Source organism: Mycobacterium sp., assembly GCF_025933915.1.
Lineage (GTDB): Bacteria > Actinomycetota > Actinomycetes > Mycobacteriales > Mycobacteriaceae > Mycobacterium.
Genome location: NZ_JAICZA010000001.1, coordinates 46,466 through 67,188, shown reverse-complemented (window position 1 = coordinate 67,188; position 20,723 = coordinate 46,466). Strand labels below are relative to the sequence as shown.

Here is a 20,723-nt window from a genome sequence, read left to right as displayed (position 1 = left end):
GCTCGTCCATACGGATGTCAAATAGTGACCCGAGTTGAGCAGCTCCTGTCGCGCTTTCGCTCGACAAACTCCCAGTTAGACACTCGATTCATTGCCCGCCGTCGAAAGCTCTTGGGAGGGAGCATTATCCGTCTCCGGGGCGACACCGCGGCCGACCGTCGAGATCGATGCGCGCCGTGGCGTCACCTATCACTCGCGCCGGGTGAGCAAGCAAGCTGGCGTTACATTTCTGTGTGCTAGTGTAACTGCGTTGTCGCAACGGGCCGACGGGAAAGTGATGACCGCTGAGGAAGTCGTGCGTGCGGAGATCGCCGCATGGAGCCGCAACGATGTCGATGAAGTCATGAGCCACTTCGCCAAGGACGCCACATTCGACATCGGCCCTTCCTGGCCACGGCTATCAGGTCGCGACGCGATCCACGAGATGATGAAGGCCTTCTTCGCCCGCGGGACGTGCGTCGACCTCGAAATCCTGCATCTCGCCGTCGACGGCGATGTGGTGCTGATGGAGCGCCGCGATCATTGGCTCATCGAGGGAAAGCAGATGAGCTGGCCGGTCATGGGCGCGTATCAGGTGCACGGCGAAAAGATCAAAGCCTGGCGCGAATACTTCTACCCGCCCAATGAGACCTAGATGCCTCGCGCCCCCAAGGACGCTTTCGTGCTTCCCGTCCAGTTGAACAGCCCCGCAGCCCCGATGGAGTTCTGATGACCGTTCCGACCGCCCCCGCCGCATCTGATCTGTACTACGACCCGTACAGCGTCGACCTCAACATGAACCCCTATCCGGTGTTCGCCAGGATTCGCGAAGAAGCCCCGCTGTACTACAACGAGCAGCACGACTTCTACGCGCTGAGCCGCTACGACGACGTCAACAAGGGTGTCATCGACCACGAGACGTTCATCTCCGGGCGCGGAGCGCTGCTCGAGATCATCAAGTCCGGCATGGAAATACCGCCCGGCACACTGATTTTCGAGGATCCACCGATCCACAACATTCACCGCAACCTGCTGTCGCGGGTGTTCACACCGCGCAAAGTGCTTGCCCTCGAGCCGCAGATCCGCGAGTTCACCGCGCGGTGCCTGGATCCGCTGATCGGGTCGGATCGGTTCGACTTCGTCAACGACCTCGGCGAGCAGATGCCGATGCGCGTCATCGGCATGCTGCTCGGTCTCCCCGAAGACCGGCAGCGGCAGATCACCGACCACGGCGAGGAGACCCTGCAAGGGAAGACGGTCGACGCGCTGGCCACCGGTGAGGTATTCGCGGAGTTCGTCGACTGGCGCGCCGAACACCCGTCCGACGACATCATGACCGACCTCCTCAACGCGGAGTTCGAGGACGAGACCGGCACCGTACGCAAGTTGCGCCGCGACGAGCTGTTGCTGTACCTGACCGTCATCGCCACCGCCGGCTCCGAAACCACCACCCGCCTGATCGGCTGGGCCGGTAAGACGCTGGCCGACTACCCGGATCAGCGCCGTGATCTGGTGGAGAACCCGGGACTGATACCCCAGGCGATCGAGGAGATCCTGCGCTGGGAGCCGCCGGCGCTGCAGATGGCCCGCTACGTCACCCGCGATGTGGAGTACTACGGCCAGACCGTGCCGGAGGGTTCGGCGATGCTCATGCTCGTCGGCGCGGCCAACCGCGATCATCGCAGGTTCGCACCGGACGGTGACGTCTTTGACATCCACCGGGAACAGCGCTCGCACATGACCTTTGGCGCGGGCACGCATTTCTGCATGGGCAACGCGCTGGCCCGCCTGGAGGGCCGGATCGCGCTGGAGGAGATCCTCAAGCGCTTCCCGTCCTGGGAGGTCGACTGGTCCAACGCGGTACCGTCGGAGACCGCCGCGGTGCGGGGCTGGGCTGCGATGCCGACGTTGGTGTCCCGTTCCTGACGTCACCGCGCACACCGAACGTCGGCTACGGGCTTGACCGTTGCACGACGTCGGAGAGATCCCGCCGCGGCGTGGGCGGCAAGGGCGCCGCGCTGTCCGCGGCCCAGCCCACCCGTAGCAGCATCTGGGGATACCCTTGCGCGCCCCACACCTCGTCGCGGAGGGCGTCGCGCGTTTCGGGGATTTCCAGGGGTTCGGTGATCGGGCAGGTCGCCAGTCCCATCGCCGTCGCCGTCAGCAGCAGTGCGCTGGTCGCCTCGCCGACTCGCAGCTGAGCCAGACGGTCGTCGGCTTCGCTGCCGAGCACCAGGATGACGGCATTGTCGTCGGCGGGTGAGGTACCCGGCGGCTGCGCCAGGCCTGGCCCGGCGAAGATGCGACCGGGTATCGGTGCGCCACAATCGTGTTTGGGGATGTTGCGGGCCGGCACGCCGGCCCGCGAACCGTATCGACCGCTCCACCTGGCGAGCTCGACAAGGTAGTCGCGGTTGGTCGCATGCGCCTGTGCGGCTCGCTTGACGATCTCATGCAGCCTTTCCCGGGCATCAACCACGCGCAGCGTCACTCCCATCCGAGCGGCCACGGCAGCCATCGAGGCGATTTCACTCGCCGTCACCGGGCGAGCGCTGTACGTCCGCCGATCGGATCGGCGCTGCGGGATCGCCTCGGCCCAGAGGATGTCGGTGCGGTCGGGGCTGTATGGGGACACCTCGATGGCGGCGAGGTGGCTGGGGTCGGCCGGATCAGGTAGGCGATGCACGTCGGCGCGCCAACCCATCGCCGCCAGAGCGACGACGCAATGGTGAAGCGCTGCACCGCAACTCAAGATCAGGTCCCGGCCGCCCGGGTCGGTGTTGGGCAACCGCATGCCTGTATCGCCGTAGAGGTGCAGACTCGTGCGATCCACCCGCCACCGCCACGGCTGGGTGTTGTCGATGGAAGGGGCTCGGGTCGCCAGCGTGAGAACCGCATCGACGACCTCGTCGTCCGGGAAATGCCGGCCATTTACAGCAACGGGTTGCCTTTTCGCCATATCCACACGACCGCCTCCTGTCGCGCTTGCGTCAAAGCTATTATAACTGAATAATATCCTCTAAATAGGCGACGGGCAACTGGCGAGAGGGTGCTTGGGGGCGGATGGCCACCATGGCTTCCGCGCGGTCAAAGGGCGCGGCGCCCAACGTCAATCGGTCGCCCGCGCGTCGCCGGAGCATGCCGTTGCCACTGCCCATTCGGGTGCACGACCGGCTCGACTCGGGGACTTTTGGCCCTGCCGCCAGGGCCGTGCGCGACGGAAAATGGTGTTACCACTAGTTGCATATAAAGTTGGGAGGTGACGATCGTGGATCAACTGACAACCTTGGACGCCGGCTTCCTGAAGGCGGAAGACGCCGACCGGCACGTGAGTTTGGCGATCGGCGGTCTGGCGGTCATCGAGGGACCGATCCCGGACCGCGACGCGCTGATGGCGACTTTTGCTCAGCGGATCAGCCACTGCCCCCGATTCGGGCAACGCCTGCGAACGCGCCGGTTCGACCTCGGAGCACCCGAGTGGGTGGACGATCCAGGGTTTGATCTCGGTCGTCACCTTCGGCACATCGCGCTACCGCAGCCCGGAGGCGACCGAGAGCTGCTCCAGCTGGCCGCCGACGTGATTTCCCGGCGCCTGGACCGGGATCGTCCGCTGTGGGAAATCTGGATCATCGAAGGCCTCAGTGACAACCGGTGGGCGATGCTCACCAAGATCCACCACTGCATGGCCGACGGAATTGCCGCCACCCACATGCTCGCCGGCCTCTGCGACCCCGATGCCAGCGGCACCTTCGAGAGCTTCGCCAGCCATATCCGTGCCACCGAAGAACCTGAAGCGCAACGGATCTCACGGGGCATACAGAGTTTGAATCCGGTGCACATCCTGGGCGGATTGTGGAATACGTCGGCGGCCATCACGTCCGCCGCCGCCCGCACGGCCCTGGGTGCCGCGGAAATCGCCGCCGGTTTGCTGCGCCCCACAACGACATCTCTGAACGGGCCGATAACCACGTTGCGCCGCTACGGCGTCGCGCGGGTGCCCCTCGCCGACATCGCGCAGGTGTGCCAAACCTTCGACGTCACCATCAATGACGTTGCGCTGGCCGCAATCACGGAGAGCTACCGCAACACCCTGGTTCAGCGGGGCGAAACGCCGCTGCCGGATGCGCTTCGCGCGCTGGTGCCGGTGTCGATGCGGTCTGTCGACGCGTTGAACAAGACGGATAACCGCGTGTCGGTGATGCTGCCGTACCTACCGGTCGACGAGGAGCACCCGATTGAGCGGCTGCGGACCGTCCACGCCCGCTTGGACCGCACGAAGTCCCACGGCCAGCGCCAGGCGGGTCACGCATTCGTGTCGATGGCCAACCGCATTCCCTTTCCCCTGACCGCATGGGCGGTCCGGTTGTTGACCCAGCTACCGCAGCGCGGCGTGACCACCCTCGCCACCAACGTTCCCGGCCCGCGTCAGCCACTACGACTCATGGGCCAACGAGTGCTCAGCGTGTTCCCCGTCCCGCCGATCGCGATGCAATTGCGAACCGGGGTGGCAATGCTGAGCTATGCCGACGACCTGTTCTTCGGCGTTCTCGCCGACTACGAAGCCGTGGCCGACATCGACGCGTTGGCCCGTGGAATCGAGCTGGCGGTGGCGCGCCTCGTATCGATCAGCAAGCAACGCAAACGAATACATGGCCGTCGGGGGCTATCACTGGTCGCCAACGTCTAACCACATCGGTGCGCACCCGCACCGTGCGCCTATGCTGTGTGACGAGAAAAGGAGCCTGCCCAATGGACAAGATCTCGCTCACAGCTCTGGCGCGCGAGCAGTTGGCGGCCGCGCACCGGGCCGCCAGCGGCCGTAGCGCACATACGGTGTACGGCGGTCATCAACACTCACTCCGGCAAACCATGGTCGCGCTGACGGCCGGATCGGCGCTCGCCGACCATGACAGCCCCGGTGAGGCCACGTTGCAGGTCTTGCACGGGCGTGTCCGGCTGACGTCGCCCGAGACCAGTTGGGACGGCGCCCCGGGTGACCACCTGGTGATTCCGCCGACCCGCCATGGCCTGCAGGCCGTCGAAGACTGCGTCGTCTTGTTGACCGTTTCCAAAAGCGTTTAGCCAAGCCGGAGTTGGTCCGGGCTGGGACTACGGTCCGGCCACCTCGATGATGCCGTGGGCGCCACGTTCGGCGTCGACCATCGCGTGTGACACGAACGGGTACCGACCCGGTTCGCCGAAGGTCAATTCGACGAATCCGCCTTGAGCCGCGAACAATCCGAGTGTCTGGGCACCGCCCGCGCCCGGGCCTCCCTTACCGCCCAGCCGGTAGTCGCCCTCGGACCACACGGTGTCGAACTGCCCCCCGACGACGTGGAACGACGTGCCCCGGTTCGGTCCCGCGGCGAGCACCCAGATGCGAACGCGCTCGCCTACCCGAGCAGTCAGCGGCGCGTGGTCGTATTGGCGGGCGTAGCCGTTGAACACCACCAGGTCGGGCGTGTCCTTGGCGACCTTGTCGGCGTCGGCCTCGCCTCCGGGCGGGCCGAGGTACATCTCCGATTGCTCGATCAGGTATTCGCGATCCACCCGCGGCAGGTCCGGCGGGTCGATGATCACCGCCCCGAACATGCCGTTGGCGATGTGCAGTGACATCGGCATCGTCGAGCAGTGATACAGCCAGATTCCCGCCCGCGTGGCGGTGAACCGATACACCAGGCGCTGGCCGGGTTGGATGGTGCGCATCGGTCGGTCGGGGGCGAGCGCCCCGGCGTGGAAGTCGATCGAATGCCCGGTGCTGCCGTCGTTGACGAGGGTGATTTCGAAGACGTCACCGATCTTGCCGCGCAACGTGGGTCCGGGGGCGGTGCCACCGAATGTCCAGAGCCGCTGGGTGATCCCGGGTGACACCTCCCGTTGGATCTCGGTCACCGGCAACGTCAGGCGATGCTCGGCCGTTGCCGGGGGCAGCGTCGCGTCACGCGGGGTGAAGCCCGGCCCGCGGTCGGCCCCGAGGCTGCGGGCGAGGTCGCCGGGAGGGATCGTCGCGCCGGGGGCCGGCCCGTGGTGACCGGGATGCACCGAAGGCGTTGTGGGCATTGGCGCACCGGTCACCCGGACCGAAAAGACCATGCCCATCTGTCGGTGTCCGGCCACGGCGCACCAGCCGTCGAGGTTGGAGCCGATCACCCCGGCATCCAGGACGGTCGACTCGCCCGGTGCGATCCGTCCGGTGCGAGTGCCGTTGGACAGCACCAGATCGTGTTGGTCGGTGCCGGTATTGGCCAGAGTGATCTGCAGCCGGTCACCGGCGGGAACCTCGACCGTGTCCGGCACGAAGCGCATCCCCTCGATTCGGAGCGACGCTGTGGTGGTGTGACCGGTGGCGGCCACGGCCACCCGGGGTGCGGTGCCGATACCGAGCGACGACGCCGGGTCGGCCGCCACGCCGGCCGCGGTCGCCAGCACGACGACCCCGAGTCCGGCGGCGGCGACGCCGAGGCGCCGGCGCGGGGGCGCGCCCTCCGGCTGGCCCGGGGTCGTGGGCTTGTCGCGGTCCCGGTGGGCCCGCCACGCCGCCCGAACCAGCAGCGGCAGGAAGGCCGCGTAGGAGACCAGCACCAGAATCGATGCCGCGACCCGCACCAGGCTCGGAGCCGGAAGAACGCAGAGCAGCAGCCCGGCGTTGGCGACGGTGAGCCGCCACGGGGCCCCCCGCTCGAGCTCTGCGCCGGCGGCCAGCGTCGATGCGCGCCCGCCCATCACGACCGGCGCCAGGTAGGTCAGCGAGCCGAGCAGCACCTGCACCAGGAAGCCGGCCAGCACCGGCGCGGTGAGTTCGCCGGCCGCCGCGACCGCCGCCGGCCAGCTCGGCGCGATCGCCAGTGCGACGGCGGCGAAGGCCAGCGACCCGATCAGCCAGGCCACGCCGGCCAATACCGAGAGAGTGGCAAAGTCGTTGGGCCGCTTGCGGCGGATCTCGTCGAGGTGCGGCCGCAGCACGATCCCGGCGGCACCGAGATACCCGAGGGCGCCCAGTCCGGTGATCGGCGGTGATCCCACCACCGCACCGCCGGCGGTCACGGCCAGTGCGGTCAGCAAGGCCGGCAGGCCGTGGCGAGCGGCCACCTCGACCCCGGTGGCCATCCGGGTGCGCAGCATCGTCGGCCACAGCGTGACCAGCGTGCCCAGCACCGTGAGCCCCACCCAGCCGAACAAATTCACCGCCGCATGCGCGATGACGAATCGCTCGTGGATGCGGCCGGGGAGCGCCGAATTCGCCATCGCCACACCAAGGCCCGCGCCGAGGGCCAGACACACCGTCGCGGCGACGTAGTAGCGCACGGTGACGCCGAAGCGGGCGGGTAGCGCGGTGCGCATCTGCTGCAGCAGTGTCGCGCCGTGCGCCAGGGCGGCGACGGCGACCACTACACCGCCCGCCAGCACCACCGGCCACCACCGTCCCAGCATGCCTGCGACCACCGTGACGGCACCGGCGTTAAAGGCCGTGATACGCAACACTTCCGCCGTCCGCGCCGGATCCGGCGGCCGGCGCAGCAGCGCATCGGCGAAATGGCGGCTCCAGATCAGGATCGCGTTGCCGGCGGCGCCCAGGGCCAGCAGATGGACCAACAGCCAGCCGGACAGCGGAATGAACCGATGCGCGGCCGCCACCACGACGAGCGCGGCGAGCCAGGCGAACACGACCGCACCGGCACGCAGGTGCCATCCGGAACGATTCATGCCGGCACCCGACGGGCCGCGCGCAGGGCCGAATTGAGGGCGACGGCAACGAATGCGAGGACGGCGACGATGTTCAGCACGCCGCCCGCCTGCAGCGCCCAGTGGACGCCGCGTGCGTCGCCGACCGCCAGTCGCAGCAGCAGCGACACATGCAACACCACGGCCGGGCCGTACATCAGGGGGGTGTAGGGCAGTGGGCGGCGCAGCACGGCCGGCAGGATCACGGGTGCGTGCGCCATGATCATCGACAGCACAAAGCCCAGCATCACCGCGTGCACCACCGCGTCATAGCTTGCGCCGGCGGGTGTTTGGCCGATCAGCAGCCACGTCGACGCCGGTACCAGCAGCCATCCGTAGCCGGCGAGCAGGCACACCGCCATGTAGCGGGGCAGCCCCGTCGCGCGCACGGTGCGGCGGGCGACATCGAACCGACCCAGCCACGCCACCGTCGCCAACAGCGTCGCCCCGAGCAGCGGATAGCCGAACATCGGCCACAACAGCGCGGCGACGGTGGCCGCGACCATCGCCACGACGATCGCCGTGAGCAGCGCGTCGGCCCGGGTGCCGAGCATGGCGACACGGGCGAGTTCGAGGCGCTCCCCGACGATCGTGAGGATCAAAAATCCCGACAGCCAGGGCAACAGATCGGGGATCGGCACGCCGCCCAGCCACAGCAGTGCCGCTCCGGTCGCCAAAACGGCACCGCCGACCTGGACCAGAACCGACACGTCGGCGGCCCGTCGCCACAGCGGCACGTACACCGCGACCAACATCGCGGATCCGGCGAGCAACAGGACGCCCCCGAGGTTTCGGGGTGCCCGGGTGACCAGCAACACCGCGCCGGCGCCGAGGAACAGCGGGCTCAGGTAGGCCCACCAGTGCTGCGCGGCCACGGCGCGCTCCAGCGCAATCACCGTGCCGACGAACCCGAGCACCAGCAGGATGCCGTGCACCTCGGTCAGCCGGGTGGTTTCGACCGGTGCGGGGAGGCCGAGCAGCATCAGCGCCGCGTCAAGCCCTGCCAACAGCGCGAACCCGCCGGGCACCAGCAGCAGCGCGCGGGGCGGGAGGGCTCGGTCAGTCATCATGCCGCACAACGGGGTCGGGTAAGAATAGCCGGCAGGCGCCGGGTTCGGCGAACGGAATGAGAGCAAGCCCCGGTGTGTCGGTGGCGCCGAGTCGCTCCAGCATTCCCTCGACGATGCCGAGGTGGACCTGACAGACGATCGTCGGGTAGCGACGGGCCGCGTTCAGCAGAGGACAGCGGCGCAGCGCGACGCCTCGGTGCGCACCCAGCGCGTCTGGGTCGTCATCCGGCGCGAAGCCGAGGCGTGCCAGCGCCTCGAGCACGGACTGCCGCGCATCGCCGCCGGTCTGGCTGTACTCGTCGATGAGTTCGCGGCCCCACTCGACGCCGGCGGCGCGCGCGTCGCGCTCCGGGTGGGCGCTGGTGCGAGCCAGCTGTCCGGCCAGCGCGGTCGCCAAGCCCGCGTAGTCACGTATCGCCACCGCGGGGTCGGCGGCCGACGCCCGATACAACGTGGCCGGACGCCCGCGCCCGGAAGTCCTGGCGGTGGAGCGTTCGACGAGCCCGAGTTCGACGACCGCGTCGAGATGTTCGCGAACGGTGTTGGCGTGCAGGTCAAGCGCCGCGGCTGCCTCCGCGACCCGGACGGGGGAGTGGGCGCGCACGTACTCGAGCACCCGTAGCCGCTGCCCGGACAGCGCCACCGGCGCCTCCAGCACCGGCGTGGGTCGGGGGCCCAGGACGATAGGCTCTTTTTTCACGGAATTTACTGTAGTAAATTATTGGACGATGCACATAGGGCAATGAGTCACATTCGCTCAGCGGAGCGACCGGGCTCAGCGGAAAGGAACCAAAACATGCCAGCCAACGATGTGATCGTGGCGTCCACAGCTGCCGACGCCGCGGCGGTCGAAGCCATCACCAACCACAACGCTCAGCTCGCGGGGCAGCTCGCGGTGCTGACCGATGCGATGGTGTCGGCGCTCGAGCGCGGTGCGGACTTCGAGTCGGCACGATCCACGGCCCTGGCATTCCTGGCCGGTCAGCTGCTGCCCATCGCCGCCGCCAAAGAGGACCGGCTGTACTCGGCCGCCACCCACACCCAACGTGCGCGGCCCCTGATCGAATCGATGATCGCGGCGCACCGCATCATCGGCTCCCTCGTCGACGGCATCCGTACGGAACCGCCGGTGCGCGCGGCCGGTTCCGCCCACGCCCTGCGGGTGCTGTTCGACGCGCATTTGGTTGACGAGAACGAGCGGATCCTGCCGATCGTCGCCGCCGACCCGGACATCTCCCTGATGGAGGTGGCCGAGGGCATAAACGAACTCCTCGGCTATGCCCCCTCCGCCGACGGCGACGAGCATTCACACAACTGCGGTTGCGGCGAGACCGATGTCGACGATCCCGTGCTCGACGTGCGCGAGGTGCCCCACTCGATCCGGCACGCCACCGTGTTCGGTGCGTTCGATGCCGTTCCGCCCGGTGGAGCCCTGGTGCTGGTGGCTCCCCACGACCCGGTCCCGCTGCTGCACCAACTCAACGACCGCGCCTCGGGTCGGCTCGAGGTCGAATACGAGCAGCGCGGCCCCGATGCGTGGCGGCTGCGACTGATCAGGCGGTGAGCACCGCTGTGCTTACGGGCCAGCCCGAAATAGGTTTGTCACCAGGGGAATTCGAATGGAGCCGCGCTAGCCCGCGGCTCCATTCGAATTCTCAACCCGAGGCTTGACGAGTCGCGCCGCGCGTTTGGTCTTTTAATCGACGCGGGATATCGCCGCGCGCGGGCACGCGGCGATGGCCTGCTCGGCAAGCGCTTCCTGGTCGGCGGGGACGGGGTCGGTGAGGACCACGGAGTACTCGTCGTCATCGAGCTCGAACACCTCGGGCGCGATGTTCACACAGAACGCATTGCCCTCACAGCGATCACGGTCCACTACCACGCGCATCGAGAATCCTCCTTCGGTAGTTCAGCAGGTCGTCCTGTACGCCAGCAGAGCGAAAGCCTCACGCGTTCGCCTGCTGGCACACCCATCCGTCGGGCATACGCCCAGTCTCGATGAACCGGCTCAGTTCCGCGCTCGTTTGCGGCGGTAGGCCTGTGTCGGCGCTCGGATAGATGACCGGCTCCTCTTTGGAGTTGTGCTGGTGAAGTTGAGCGAGCAGCTGCGTGCACGTATCCCTCAGCCGCTGGCTGTCGGTCCCGTCGGCGAGTAGATCCGCCAGCGCGCCCATGGTGTGCCACAGTTCACCGTGCTCGCGCATCATCACGAAGATCGGCATCACGATCCCGCCCTCCCGAAGCGGCGGGAACAGAAAGACCTCCTCAAGGTAGATGTGCCGGCGCAGCGCCTCCAGCGTGTCGGTCAATAGTTCGCGCTGCAGGCTGCCACAGTCCAGCTTTTCGATGAAAGTCTCTATCGCATCATCGATTTCGTGGTGTTCTCGCGTCAGCTCGGAAGATAGCGACAGGCTGGCCATTTGTGCCTCCTCTACGTCAGGCAGGTTCCGTTTCATTGAGCTCGGCGTCGACGCTGATCGTCGCGCCGGCGAACAATCGCGATACCGGGCACAGGGCGGCGGCCTGATCGACCACGGCGGCAAAGGATTCGGCATCCAGCCCGGCAACGCTGGCGCTCACCTTCAATCGCGACGTGGTGATCGTCGGAACTCCATCGACCGCATCCAGGGTCACGGTGGCGGTGACCTCGAGTCGCTGTGGCGGGGTCTGGTTCTCGCCCAATTTCAGGGCCAGCGCCATTGAGAAGCACGACGAGTGCGCCGCCGCGGCCAGTTCTTCCGGACTGGTTTTGCCGCCAGGTTGCTCGGTGCGGGAGGCCCAGGTCAGCGGCAGGCCGTCCAGTGCTCCGCTGCTGCCCTGCGACAACGTGCCTTCGCCCGACGCCAGCGGGCCTTCCCATGTGGTCTGCGTTGCCCGTTCCGCGATGCTCATATTGGTCGATCCCTCTCTCTGGCTGCGTGGCATTTATACAAGTGCTAGTTGTGTAAACTCTAGACCGTCATCGCGCCCGTTGGCCAGAGCGATCCCTCGTGATCGACCATCGTCATGGTGTCGGTTGCCGGCGGTAAGCGCGGACAACGTCGGGATCGGGGTCGATACCCAGGCCCGGCCCCTGCGGGACGCAGATCCGGCCTGCCTTCGGAGTGAGGGCATCGCCGTAGACGGACGCCTCCAGGTCGAACCGGCGCCATTCGATCATGGAGTCGGCGCTGCCCAGCGCGGCCGTCGCATGAAGCGCCGCGAGCAACCCGGGACCGTCGTAGAAGGAATGTGTCATCACCGGGATGTTGTGGACGGCCGCAAGAGGAAAAACCTTGCACAACTCGCTGATGCCCCCCATCTTGGCCGGGCTCGGCTGAACGAAGTCCACCGCCCCCGCGGCGAGCATTCGCTCGAATTCCAGTAGGGTGGAAGCGTTTTCGCCGGACGAGACCGGAATTCCGGTGGTTCGTCGCAGTTCGGCCAGACCGTCGAAATTCTCCGGCGGCCACAGGGGCTCCTCGAGAAATTTGAGCCGAAGCGCCCCGAGTTCTTCAGCGACGGCGCCGGCTTCGGTCAAGGTCCAGGGACAGCCGGCGTCCACGATGAGCTCGACGTCGGGGCCGGCTTCCTCGCGGGCCGCGCGCATTGCCGGCATGCCCGCCTCGTGCAGCTTGATCACGTGAAAGCCGGCGTCGATTGCGTTGCGCACCGCGACGCGGACCAGCGTTGGATCGGAATAGCAGGCCAGGCTCGCGTAGCAGGGCATGCTGGCCACTCCGCCGCCGAGGAGCTGATAGACGGGAGCGTCGGCGAGCTTGCCGGCGATGTCCCACAAGGCGATGTCCACCGCCGAGAGCCCGTAGGTCAACGCACCGCCGCGCCCGAAAACGTGCAGCTTCTTTTGGACCTCCAGCATCAGCGGACCGATCCGGGTGGCGTCCTGGCCGATGCACAGCGGGGTGATCAGTTGGTCGACAGCAAGTTTGGCCGAATCGACGGCGCGAAAACCGAAGGCTTCCCCCCAACCCTCCACTCCGTCGCGGGTCGTCACCTTGACGAGCAGCGAGTCTGCCGCGGTCAGCGGGTCGCCCCACAGGGAGGCCCCGGGCGTGCTGTCCACCTTGAGCGGGATACGCAGTGGAATCGTCTCGATCGTGGCGACGACTGCGGGGCGGTCAGGCATAGGGCTATTTGGCGAGTGCCTCGAGGGCCAGGGTGGAGTGGGCGTAGGCGCCGCCGGCGCGCATTTCGGCGGCCACCCAGATGGCCTCCATGATCTCCTCGTCGGTGGCGCCTTTGCGGTGGGCGAGCTTGGTGTGGCCCTGAATGCAGTAGGGGCACTGGGTGGTGTGTGCCACCGCGACGGCAATGAGCTGCTTGGTCTTCTCCGGCAGCGCGCCCTCGGCGAACACCGCGCGGGAAAACGCCTCGAACGCCTCGTGGGTGTGCGGCGCGAGTTCCTTGCGACGGTTGTAGATCTCCTGGGTGGCCTGCGGGTACATGCCGTCTGCCATGAGCAGCTCCTTCTCGTATTATGTTGTCCGGCGCGCGGTTTGGGTTACGTTTTGCCGAGCAGTTTTCGCAGCACGTACTGCATGATGCCGCCGTGCCGGTAGTAGTCGGCTTCGCCGGGGGTGTCGATGCGTACCTTGGCGTCGAACTCGATGTCGCCGGCCTTGACGTGAACGCTGTCGGGCAGTGCGTCGTTGAATGCGCTCACCCCGGTGATGTCGAAGGCTTCCTCGCCGGTGAGGCCCAATGAGTCGGCATCTTGTCCGTCCGGGAACTGCAGCGGCAACACGCCCATGCCGATCAGGTTGGAGCGGTGGATGCGCTCATAGGACACCGCCAGCACCGCGTGCACCCCCAGCAGCAGGGTGCCCTTGGCCGCCCAGTCCCGCGAGGAGCCCGAGCCGTATTCCTTGCCGGCCAGGATGACCAGGGGAGTGCCGGCGGCGATGTAGTTCACCGAGGCGTCGTAGATGGTGGCCACCGGGCCGTCGGATTGGGTGAAGTCGCGGGTGAAACCGCCTTCGGTGCCGGGTGCAAGCTCGTTGCGCAACCTGATGTTGGCGAAAGTGCCCCGGATCATCACCTCGTGATTGCCGCGCCGTGATCCGTAGGAGTTGAAGTCCTTACGCTGGATCCCGTGCTCGGACAGGTATTTTCCCGCCGGCGAGTCGAACCGGATCGATCCGGCTGGACTGATGTGGTCGGTCGTGACCGAATCGCCCAACTTGGCCAGTACCCGCGCGCCGGTGATGTCGCCAACCGGCTGGGGGTCTGGGGTCATACCGTCGAAGTAAGGTGGCTGACGCACGTAGGTGGACTCGGTGTCCCATTGGAAGGTGTCGCTGTCGGGGACCGGCAGGGATCGCCAGTTCTCGTCGCCGGTGAACACATCCGCGTAGCTCTCCGCGAACATCTCGGCCTGCAGGTTGTCGTTGACGACGGCGTCGACCTCTTCGGCCGAGGGCCAGAGGTCACGCAGATACACCGGTTCGCCGTCGCTGCCGGTGCCGATCGGATCGAGCAGCAGGTTGGTGTGCAGGGTGCCGGCCAGTGCGTAGGCCACCACCAGGGGCGGGGAGGCCAGGAAATTCATCCGGGTTTCCGGGTGGATGCGGCCCTCGAAGTTGCGGTTGCCCGACAGCACCGAGCAGACCGTCAGGTCGTTGTCGACGACGGCCGTGCTCACTTCGGGGATCAGCGGCCCGGAGTTGCCGATGCAGGTGGTGCAGCCGTAGCCGACCAGGTTGAAACCGAGCTTGTCCAGATACGGTGTCAGGCCGGCCCGGTCGTAGTAGTCGGTGACCACCCGCGAGCCCGGCGCCAGCGAGGTCTTCACCCACGGTTTGCGGGTGAGCCCCTTTTCCACCGCCTTCTTGGCCAGCAGCGCCGCGCCCACCATCACCGAGGGGTTGGAGGTGTTGGTGCACGACGTGATCGCCGCGATCACCACGTGCCCGTTGTCGACTTCGGTGCGGGTACCGTCCGCGAGCTCGACGTCCACATGTGTCGACGGCCATTCGCCTACGACGCAGTCGTCGTTCGGCGTGCGCGGTTTGCCTTCAGGGCTGCTGGTGCTGCCGAAAGCGATCGGGTCACTGGCCGGGAACGAGTCCGCGGACGCCTCATCGAGAGCCGACAGCGCCTCTTCGGTCGTCTCCGCGCCCCCGAGCAGCGCACAGACGGCGTGCGGCGCCAGCCGCAGCGGGATGCGGTCCTGCGGGCGTTTCGGCCCCGCGATCGACGGCTCGACGTTGCCCAGGTCCAACTCGAGGGTCTGCGAGTACGTCGGCTCGTGATCGGGGTCGTGCCACATGCCCTGCTCTTTGGTGTAGGCCTCCACCAGCTTGATCTGATGTTCGGAGCGGCCGGTGAGCCGCAGGTAGTCCAGGGTGACGTCGTCGACGGGGAAGATCGCGCAGGTCGCACCGTACTCCGGGCTCATGTTGCCGATCGTCGCCCGGTTGGCCAGCGGCACGTTGGCCACTCCGGGACCGAAGAACTCGACGAACTTGCCCACCACACCGGTGCGGCGCAGCAGCTCGGCCACGGTCAACACCAGGTCGGTGGCCGTGGTGCCGGCCGGCAGTTCGCCGCTGAGCTTCAGGCCGACGACCGGCGGGACCAGCATGCTCATCGGCTGGCCGAGCATCGCCGCCTCGGCCTCGATGCCGCCCACACCCCAGCCCAATACACCCAGCCCGTTGACCATCGGCGTGTGCGAGTCGGTGCCGACCAGGGTGTCGGGGTAGGCCATTGGGGTCCCAGCCCCGTCGTCGCGGGTGAACACCACGCGGGCGAGATATTCCAGGTTGACCTGGTGACAGATGCCGGTGTCCGGGGGCACCACGGAGAAGTCGTCGAACGCCTGCTGCGCCCAGCGCAGCAACTGGTAGCGCTCGGCGTTGCGCTCGAACTCCAGCTCCGCGTTGATCTTGAAGGCGTCCGCGCGCCCGAAGACATCGGCGATCACCGAGTGGTCGATCACCAACTCGGTCGGGCACAGCGGGTTGATCCTCTTGGTGTCACCGCCCAGCGCGGTGATGGCGTCGCGCATCGCGACCAGGTCGACCACACACGGCACCCCGGTGAAGTCCTGCATCAAGACACGGGCGGGGGTGTAGGCGATCTCCCGGCCGTGTTCGGCGGCCGGGTCCCAGTCCGCCAGCGCCTGGACCTGCTCGGCGGTCACCAGGTGGCCGTCTTCGTTGCGCAGCAGATCTTCCAGCAGAACCTTCAGGCTGTACGGCAGCCGGGCCGAACCGTCGATTCGATCAAGGCGGTGGATGAGGTACGTCTGCTCGTCGACCGTGAGCCGGTCCAGGGTTCCAAAGCTGTTCGATGCCATCGCATTCACCTAACCGGTTGTTGGCTTACTCTCACCACCGTAGTCAAAGCGGCGGATGAAGGGCAGGGGCCGCTGCAACGGCCGAGGCTCAACTCGCCGGTCGCAACACATCGGCCAGCGCACGCCGGGGCGTGGGCGGTGGTGCTGCGCCGAGTGCGGGTGCGACACCCACCCGGATGAGGACCTGGGGTAGGTCGGTGTGATCCGTGAGTGCCGCGAGCAGTTCACGGCTGACCGACAGTTCCGTCAGTTGCGACACCGGGCAGGTGGCCAAGCCTGCCATCGTGCATTCCAGCAAGACACTCGACAGCACCTCGCCGCACGCAAACGCGTTGGCGTGACTGTCATCTTCGGTGGACAGCATCAAGATCTTCGAGAAATCCCGCGTGACGCCGGTGCGCCTGTCTGGATTGTGGGTGAAGGGAAAGTGGCGATTGACTCCCACCCGACCCGACTCGGTCGCCGAAATCAAGGAGCTATAGGGGATGCCCTCCGACATTTCGAACGGTGCTGTCCACCAATCGAGTTCGAGATGATACGAGGAGTCGTACAGGCGCAGCGACTCGGTGAATTCGGCGGCTTCGGCAAGGCGCGGACGCATCGTTTCCGGCAATACGTCCAATCGCACCGCGTCGGTGCCGATTGTGCCGCGCAGCACGGTCTCAACCGATTCCCAATCGATCGGCGCCAGGAACGGGAGCCGATCGGTTCGACGTTTGAGGATCGCGTCGGCGCGGCGACGCTGGTGGTCGGCCACGCCGTCTGCGGGGACGAATTTCACCCTCGCCAGGTGCGCAGGATTGCCCGACTCGGGAAATCGCTCGACATCGGCGATCCAGCCCGCGGCCGCCATCGCAACCCGGAGATGCTCGAGCGCTCCGCCACAGCTGATGTGGGCCTCCCGCATCGATCGATCCGTGTGCATGACACGGCTCGCGTCGAGAAACAGGTCCAGCCCGGCGCCGTCGGCCACCCACAGCCACGGCTGGGTGTTGTACAGCGACGGGGCGCGGCAGGCCAACCGGACCGCATTCTCGATGACCTTGTTTTCCGGCTTGGCTTCCACGATGGTGTCCAACACGGCGCACCTCCCGCTTCCCTGCTGCCCCAACGTCATTCGTTACCGGAGACGATTCGGGCGTGCAGTGCTATTATTAATGAATAATATCCTCTAAATAGCTGAAAGGCAACCGGACGAGAGGACGGATCGGGTGGGCGAGCAAGACGAGGACGAGGCCGGACGACCGCACCGCGCGGGCCACAACCGGCAGCGCCAACGAGTTCTGGAACTGGTGCGTGAACGCGACGAACCGGTCGACGCGGACGAACTCGCCGCTCGCCTTGGGCTGCACACGACGACGGTGCGCTTCCACCTTGACGCGTTGTGCGGCGAGGGGCTCGTCGAGCGCACCCGGATCACACGAACCGGTGTGGGTCGTCCCCGTACCGGCTATCGCGCGGTGCGCGACCGGATGGACTATCGAATCCTCGCCGAGATATTGGCACTGGAACTCGGCGAGACCGCCGACAAGCGGCGCCGCCGTGCCGAAGCCGCGGGTCGGCGATGGGCTGAGCGGATCACCAATGCGGACTCACACGAAGATGTTGCGGGGCAACCCGTTCCGGGCGGTGCTGCACCGAGGAAGGCCGCTGAACAGAGATCGGCGATGATCACGGCGGTGTTCGACCGGATGGGATTCGGCCCCGAGCTGGTGCCGGCCGCAAAATCGACCCGCGGCAACCGGTGGACCATTCGCCTGCACAGCTGCCCGGTCCGCGACCTGGCCCGTGATCACCCGGAGGTGGCGTGCGCCTTGCACCGGGGGCTGCTGCGGGGCCTGGCGGGGCCGGAGAAGTCGGTTGGTTCCGCGCCGGGGATGCAGGCCGAGCTGGAGCCGTTCGTCGAACCCGAGTTGTGTCTTGCCAGGGTGCGCGCATGACTGAGTTGTGTGCCCCGGTTGACCAAGGGCTCGCGGATCTCGCCGCCCGCGCGGACGTCGAGGCGCTCCTGCGCCGGTTTTACGGCCGGGTGATGGCCGACGACGTCCTCGCCGAACCTTTCGCGGAGCTGCGGACCAAGGGCCTGGAGTCGCACATCCCGGTGATGGCCGACTTCTGGGAGACCGCGCTGTTCCGGGCCGGCCTCTACCGGGGCAGCGCCTTGCAGGCCCACCGGCACGTCCATCAACGAATCCCCTTGAACGGCCGACACTTTGTCCGCTGGCTGACCACGTGGAACGACACCGTCGATCAGATGTTCCGGGGACCCATCGCCGAGCGCGCGAAGATTCAGGGCGCCCGGATCGCGTGGGCCATGCACCGACGGCTGACGGGCTCGGACACACCGGAACTCGACAACCTGGTCGCGCGCTGAAGGCTGACGGAGCGTACTACCTGCGGAAGAGCTTGACGCGGATGATCCCGTCGTAGGTCATCGAATCCCTACCTCTCGTCAGACCCTTTCGCGCTCGACACCGGCGTCGATGTGGGTTATGCGCCCGACGTGCCGCTCGCTGCGCATCCGTTCGGTCATGTGCGGGTAGTGCAGCTCGAAGGCGGGTCGTTCGGAGCGGATGCGGGGCAACTCCGTGAAGTTGTGCCGCGGCGGCGGGCAACTGGTGGCCCACTCCAGCGAATTGCCATGTCCCCAAGGGTCATCCACGGTGACCGGTTCTCCGTAGCGCCAGCTCCTGAACACATTCCAGACGAACGGCAGCATCGACGCGCCCAGGATCAACGCCCCGATGGTGGAGATGACATTCAACCCGGTGAAACCGTCGGTGGGCAAGTAGTCCGCGTAGCGGCGGGGCATGCCCATGTTGCCCAGCCAGTGCTGCACCAAAAATGTGGTGTGAAAGCCGATCAGGGTCAACCAGAAGTGCAGCTTGCCCAACCGCTCGTCGAGCAGCCGGCCGATCATCTTCGGGAACCAGAAGTAGATGCCGGCGAAGGTGGAGAACACGATGGTGCCGAACAGCACGTAGTGGAAATGCGCAACCACGAAATAGGAGTCGGTGACGTGGAAGTCGATCGGAGGGCTGGCCAGCATCACCCCGGACAACCCGCCCAGCAGAAATGTCACCATGAAGCCCACGGCGAACAACATCGGAGTTTCGAATGTCAGTTGCCCCTTCCAGATGGTGCCGATCCAATTGACGAACTTGATCCCGGTAGGCACCGCGATGAGATAGCTCATGAACGAGAAGAACGGCAGCAGCACCGCTCCGGTGGCGAACATGTGATGCGCCCACACCGCCGTCGATAGTCCGGCGATACTCATCGTCGCGTAGATCAGCGTGCTGTAACCAAAGATCGGTTTGCGTGCGAATACCGGCACCACCTCGCTGATGATGCCGAAGAAGGGCAGTGCGATGACGTAGACCTCGGGGTGGCCGAAGAACCAGAAGAGGTGCTGCCACAGCATTACCCCTCCGTTCGCCGCGTCGTAGATGTGAGCACCCAGGTGTCGGTCGGCAGCCAGCCCCAACAGCGCCGCGGTCAGGAGCGGAAAGATGATCAGCACCATGATCGAGGTCACCAGGATGTTCCAGGTGAAGATCGGCAGCCGAAACATCGTCATCCCCGGCGCGCGCAGGCACACCACCGTGGTGATCATGTTGACCGCGCCCAAGATGGTGCCCAAACCACCGACCGCCAAGCCCACGATCCACAAATCGGCGCCCGCGCCCGGACTGTGCACGGCGTCCGACAGCGGCGTGTAGGCGGTCCAGCCGAAGTCGGCGGCCCCGCCCGGGGTGATGAACCCCGCCAGCGCGATCAGCGCACCGAACACGAACAGCCAAAAGGACAGGGCGTTGAGCCGCGGGAACGCCACGTCGGGCGCGCCGATCTGCAGCGGCAGAACCAGATTGGCGAACCCGAACACGACCGGCGTGGCGTAGAACAGCAGCATGATCGTGCCGTGCATGGTGAACAACTGGTTGTACTGCTCATTCGACAGGAATTGCAGACCCGGCGCCGACAATTCAGCCCGCATCAACAGCGCCAACAGGCCGCCGATAAAGAAAAAGACGAAGCAGGCGACGCAGTACATGATGCCGATCACTTTGTGATCGGTCGTGGTGATCAGTCTGTAGACCAGGTTGCCGGTCGGCCCCTGCCGCGCGGGAAAGGGTCGGTGAGCCAAGAATTTTCGCGGTACGACTTCAGTTGTCATCGCGTCCTCTACTACGGGGGCAGCATCCCCCACTTTTGGTTTACGGTCAGGTAGCGAAGTCCGGCCGGGCCCGCGGTGAGTTGCGGCCGCGACCTGCTTGGCAGCCATAACAACACGCCGGGGGCCAGCTTGATCGTGCCCTCTTCGGTGGTGATCCGACCGCTCCCGAACAACACATGGATCAAGACGTCGACGTCGGCTCCGGTGGCGGTGTCGACTTCGCCGTCGGGCGGCAACGTGATGACATTCCAGTCCAGGTCGCGTTTTTCCCGGACGCCGGACTTCCTGGCCACCCGGGCGCTATCCGACAATCCCGCTACCGGCAGCTTGGCGGGGGCGGCCCAGGCGGTCGGTCGGTTGTCGGGTGTGGGCAGCCGCCGCACGCCGAGTTGGTTGTCGGCCATGGGGTTCCACCCCCTTCCGGAATTTGTACAAGTGCGATTGTATAAACACTACGACATGGGCGTGCGATAGG

The 20,723-nt window shown here is 66.5% G+C and carries 20 protein-coding genes; 7 read left to right on the top strand and 13 right to left on the bottom strand.

Features of this window, described 5'->3' with window-relative positions:
• Window positions 1–91: 91 nt before the first annotated feature.
• The gene (locus Q0W90_RS00230; protein ID WP_297772549.1) at window positions 92–634 is read left to right on the top strand and encodes an SgcJ/EcaC family oxidoreductase; all 543 of its coding nucleotides are present in this window, start codon (window positions 92–94) and stop codon (window positions 632–634) included.
• Window positions 635–708: 74 nt separating this feature from the next.
• Window positions 709–1,905 carry a cytochrome P450 gene (locus Q0W90_RS00225; protein WP_297597433.1) on the top strand — a complete coding sequence of 399 codons (1,197 nt, stop codon included), beginning with the start codon at window positions 709–711 and terminating at the stop codon, window positions 1,903–1,905.
• Window positions 1,906–1,930: 25 nt separating this feature from the next.
• Here the strand turns inward: Q0W90_RS00225 and Q0W90_RS00220 are convergent, their stop codons facing one another.
• Window positions 1,931–2,938, bottom strand: a complete 1,008-nt coding sequence (locus Q0W90_RS00220) for a nitroreductase family protein (protein WP_297772569.1) — start codon at window positions 2,936–2,938, stop codon at window positions 1,931–1,933.
• Between the two features lie 309 nt (window positions 2,939–3,247).
• On the opposite strand from Q0W90_RS00220, the gene Q0W90_RS00215 reads away from it, so the two are divergent.
• Together Q0W90_RS00215 and Q0W90_RS00210 are read left to right on the top strand one after the other, a co-directional pair.
• Complete coding sequence (locus tag Q0W90_RS00215; protein WP_297600897.1) at window positions 3,248–4,666, top strand: wax ester/triacylglycerol synthase family O-acyltransferase; 1,419 nt, start codon at window positions 3,248–3,250, stop codon at window positions 4,664–4,666.
• Between the two features lie 62 nt (window positions 4,667–4,728).
• Window positions 4,729–5,061, top strand: coding sequence for a cupin domain-containing protein (locus Q0W90_RS00210; protein ID WP_297600900.1), 333 nt, complete (start codon window positions 4,729–4,731; stop codon window positions 5,059–5,061).
• A 27-nt stretch (window positions 5,062–5,088) separates the two neighbouring features.
• On the opposite strand, the gene Q0W90_RS00205 is transcribed toward Q0W90_RS00210, so the two are convergent.
• The 3 genes from Q0W90_RS00205 to Q0W90_RS00195 are packed head-to-tail and all read right to left on the bottom strand — an operon-like array spanning window position 5,089 to window position 9,471.
• Window positions 5,089–7,683: a multicopper oxidase domain-containing protein gene (locus tag Q0W90_RS00205; RefSeq protein ID WP_297600903.1), complete on the bottom strand. Its 2,595-nt coding sequence runs from the start codon at window positions 7,681–7,683 to the stop codon at window positions 5,089–5,091.
• The gene (locus Q0W90_RS00200; RefSeq protein WP_297772546.1) at window positions 7,680–8,768 is read right to left on the bottom strand and encodes a hypothetical protein; all 1,089 of its coding nucleotides are present in this window, start codon (window positions 8,766–8,768) and stop codon (window positions 7,680–7,682) included. Before Q0W90_RS00200 ends, Q0W90_RS00205 begins: the two co-directional genes overlap by 4 nt.
• On the bottom strand, window positions 8,761–9,471 hold the full coding sequence (locus tag Q0W90_RS00195; protein WP_297701172.1) for a helix-turn-helix domain-containing protein: 711 nt from the start codon (window positions 9,469–9,471) through the stop codon (window positions 8,761–8,763). The genes Q0W90_RS00200 and Q0W90_RS00195 overlap by 8 nt, the downstream gene beginning before the upstream one ends.
• A 96-nt stretch (window positions 9,472–9,567) precedes the next feature.
• Here Q0W90_RS00195 and Q0W90_RS00190 point away from each other — a divergent pair, with 96 nt between their 5' ends.
• Window positions 9,568–10,335 (top strand): DUF2249 domain-containing protein, encoded by a 768-nt coding sequence (locus tag Q0W90_RS00190; protein WP_297600912.1) that lies wholly within the window; start codon window positions 9,568–9,570, stop codon window positions 10,333–10,335.
• Window positions 10,336–10,467: 132 nt separating this feature from the next.
• Here Q0W90_RS00190 and Q0W90_RS00185 read toward each other — a convergent pair whose 3' ends face one another.
• From Q0W90_RS00185 to Q0W90_RS00155, 7 genes are all read right to left on the bottom strand, one after another.
• Window positions 10,468–10,659 (bottom strand): ferredoxin, encoded by a 192-nt coding sequence (locus Q0W90_RS00185; protein ID WP_297600915.1) that lies wholly within the window; start codon window positions 10,657–10,659, stop codon window positions 10,468–10,470.
• Window positions 10,660–10,717: 58 nt separating this feature from the next.
• Window positions 10,718–11,191, bottom strand: a complete 474-nt coding sequence (locus Q0W90_RS00180) for a hemerythrin domain-containing protein (protein WP_297600918.1) — start codon at window positions 11,189–11,191, stop codon at window positions 10,718–10,720.
• A gap of 16 nt (window positions 11,192–11,207) precedes the next feature.
• The gene (locus tag Q0W90_RS00175) at window positions 11,208–11,663 is read right to left on the bottom strand and encodes an OsmC family peroxiredoxin (protein ID WP_297600921.1); all 456 of its coding nucleotides are present in this window, start codon (window positions 11,661–11,663) and stop codon (window positions 11,208–11,210) included.
• A gap of 112 nt (window positions 11,664–11,775) precedes the next feature.
• Window positions 11,776–12,897 (bottom strand): mandelate racemase/muconate lactonizing enzyme family protein, encoded by a 1,122-nt coding sequence (locus Q0W90_RS00170; protein ID WP_297772543.1) that lies wholly within the window; start codon window positions 12,895–12,897, stop codon window positions 11,776–11,778.
• 4 nt (window positions 12,898–12,901) lie between these two features.
• A complete protein-coding gene (locus tag Q0W90_RS00165; RefSeq protein ID WP_297597844.1) occupies window positions 12,902–13,228 on the bottom strand; it encodes a carboxymuconolactone decarboxylase family protein in 327 nt (108 codons plus the stop codon).
• Between the two features lie 44 nt (window positions 13,229–13,272).
• The gene (locus tag Q0W90_RS00160; protein ID WP_297772541.1) at window positions 13,273–16,071 is read right to left on the bottom strand and encodes an aconitate hydratase; all 2,799 of its coding nucleotides are present in this window, start codon (window positions 16,069–16,071) and stop codon (window positions 13,273–13,275) included.
• Between the two features lie 88 nt (window positions 16,072–16,159).
• Complete coding sequence (locus Q0W90_RS00155) at window positions 16,160–17,152, bottom strand: NAD(P)H nitroreductase (RefSeq protein WP_297597848.1); 993 nt, start codon at window positions 17,150–17,152, stop codon at window positions 16,160–16,162.
• Window positions 17,153–17,282: 130 nt separating this feature from the next.
• On the opposite strand from Q0W90_RS00155, the gene Q0W90_RS00150 reads away from it, so the two are divergent.
• Together Q0W90_RS00150 and Q0W90_RS00145 are read left to right on the top strand one after the other, a co-directional pair.
• Window positions 17,283–18,011, top strand: coding sequence for a helix-turn-helix domain-containing protein (locus Q0W90_RS00150; protein ID WP_297597850.1), 729 nt, complete (start codon window positions 17,283–17,285; stop codon window positions 18,009–18,011).
• Window positions 18,008–18,445, top strand: a complete 438-nt coding sequence (locus tag Q0W90_RS00145; protein ID WP_297597852.1) for a group III truncated hemoglobin — start codon at window positions 18,008–18,010, stop codon at window positions 18,443–18,445. Before Q0W90_RS00150 ends, Q0W90_RS00145 begins: the two co-directional genes overlap by 4 nt.
• A gap of 78 nt (window positions 18,446–18,523) precedes the next feature.
• Here Q0W90_RS00145 and ctaD read toward each other — a convergent pair whose 3' ends face one another.
• On the bottom strand, window positions 18,524–20,248 hold the full coding sequence (gene ctaD / locus Q0W90_RS00140; protein ID WP_297698600.1) for a cytochrome c oxidase subunit I: 1,725 nt from the start codon (window positions 20,246–20,248) through the stop codon (window positions 18,524–18,526).
• 11 nt (window positions 20,249–20,259) lie between these two features.
• Window positions 20,260–20,652, bottom strand: a complete 393-nt coding sequence (locus Q0W90_RS00135; RefSeq protein ID WP_297597856.1) for a hypothetical protein — start codon at window positions 20,650–20,652, stop codon at window positions 20,260–20,262.
• Window positions 20,653–20,723 lie beyond the last annotated feature (71 nt).

Bases quoted from the DNA above. Each gene is read 5' to 3' on its own strand.
- Q0W90_RS00225 (WP_297597433.1), top strand. From the start codon at position 709: ATGACCGTTCCGACCGCCCCCGCCGCATCTGATCTGTACTACGACCCG.
- Q0W90_RS00220 (WP_297772569.1), bottom strand. From the start codon at position 2,938: ATGGCGAAAAGGCAACCCGTTGCTGTAAATGGCCGGCATTTCCCGGAC.
- Q0W90_RS00210 (WP_297600900.1), top strand. From the start codon at position 4,729: ATGGACAAGATCTCGCTCACAGCTCTGGCGCGCGAGCAGTTGGCGGCC.
- Q0W90_RS00205 (WP_297600903.1), bottom strand. From the start codon at position 7,683: ATGAATCGTTCCGGATGGCACCTGCGTGCCGGTGCGGTCGTGTTCGCC.
- Q0W90_RS00200 (WP_297772546.1), bottom strand. From the start codon at position 8,768: ATGACTGACCGAGCCCTCCCGCCCCGCGCGCTGCTGCTGGTGCCCGGC.
- Q0W90_RS00190 (WP_297600912.1), top strand. From the start codon at position 9,568: ATGCCAGCCAACGATGTGATCGTGGCGTCCACAGCTGCCGACGCCGCG.
- Q0W90_RS00185 (WP_297600915.1), bottom strand. From the start codon at position 10,659: ATGCGCGTGGTAGTGGACCGTGATCGCTGTGAGGGCAATGCGTTCTGT.
- Q0W90_RS00180 (WP_297600918.1), bottom strand. From the start codon at position 11,191: ATGGCCAGCCTGTCGCTATCTTCCGAGCTGACGCGAGAACACCACGAA.
- Q0W90_RS00175 (WP_297600921.1), bottom strand. From the start codon at position 11,663: ATGAGCATCGCGGAACGGGCAACGCAGACCACATGGGAAGGCCCGCTG.
- Q0W90_RS00170 (WP_297772543.1), bottom strand. From the start codon at position 12,897: ATGCCTGACCGCCCCGCAGTCGTCGCCACGATCGAGACGATTCCACTG.
- Q0W90_RS00165 (WP_297597844.1), bottom strand. From the start codon at position 13,228: ATGGCAGACGGCATGTACCCGCAGGCCACCCAGGAGATCTACAACCGT.
- Q0W90_RS00160 (WP_297772541.1), bottom strand. From the start codon at position 16,071: ATGGCATCGAACAGCTTTGGAACCCTGGACCGGCTCACGGTCGACGAG.
- Q0W90_RS00145 (WP_297597852.1), top strand. From the start codon at position 18,008: ATGACTGAGTTGTGTGCCCCGGTTGACCAAGGGCTCGCGGATCTCGCC.
- ctaD (WP_297698600.1), bottom strand. From the start codon at position 20,248: ATGACAACTGAAGTCGTACCGCGAAAATTCTTGGCTCACCGACCCTTT.
- Q0W90_RS00135 (WP_297597856.1), bottom strand. From the start codon at position 20,652: ATGGCCGACAACCAACTCGGCGTGCGGCGGCTGCCCACACCCGACAAC.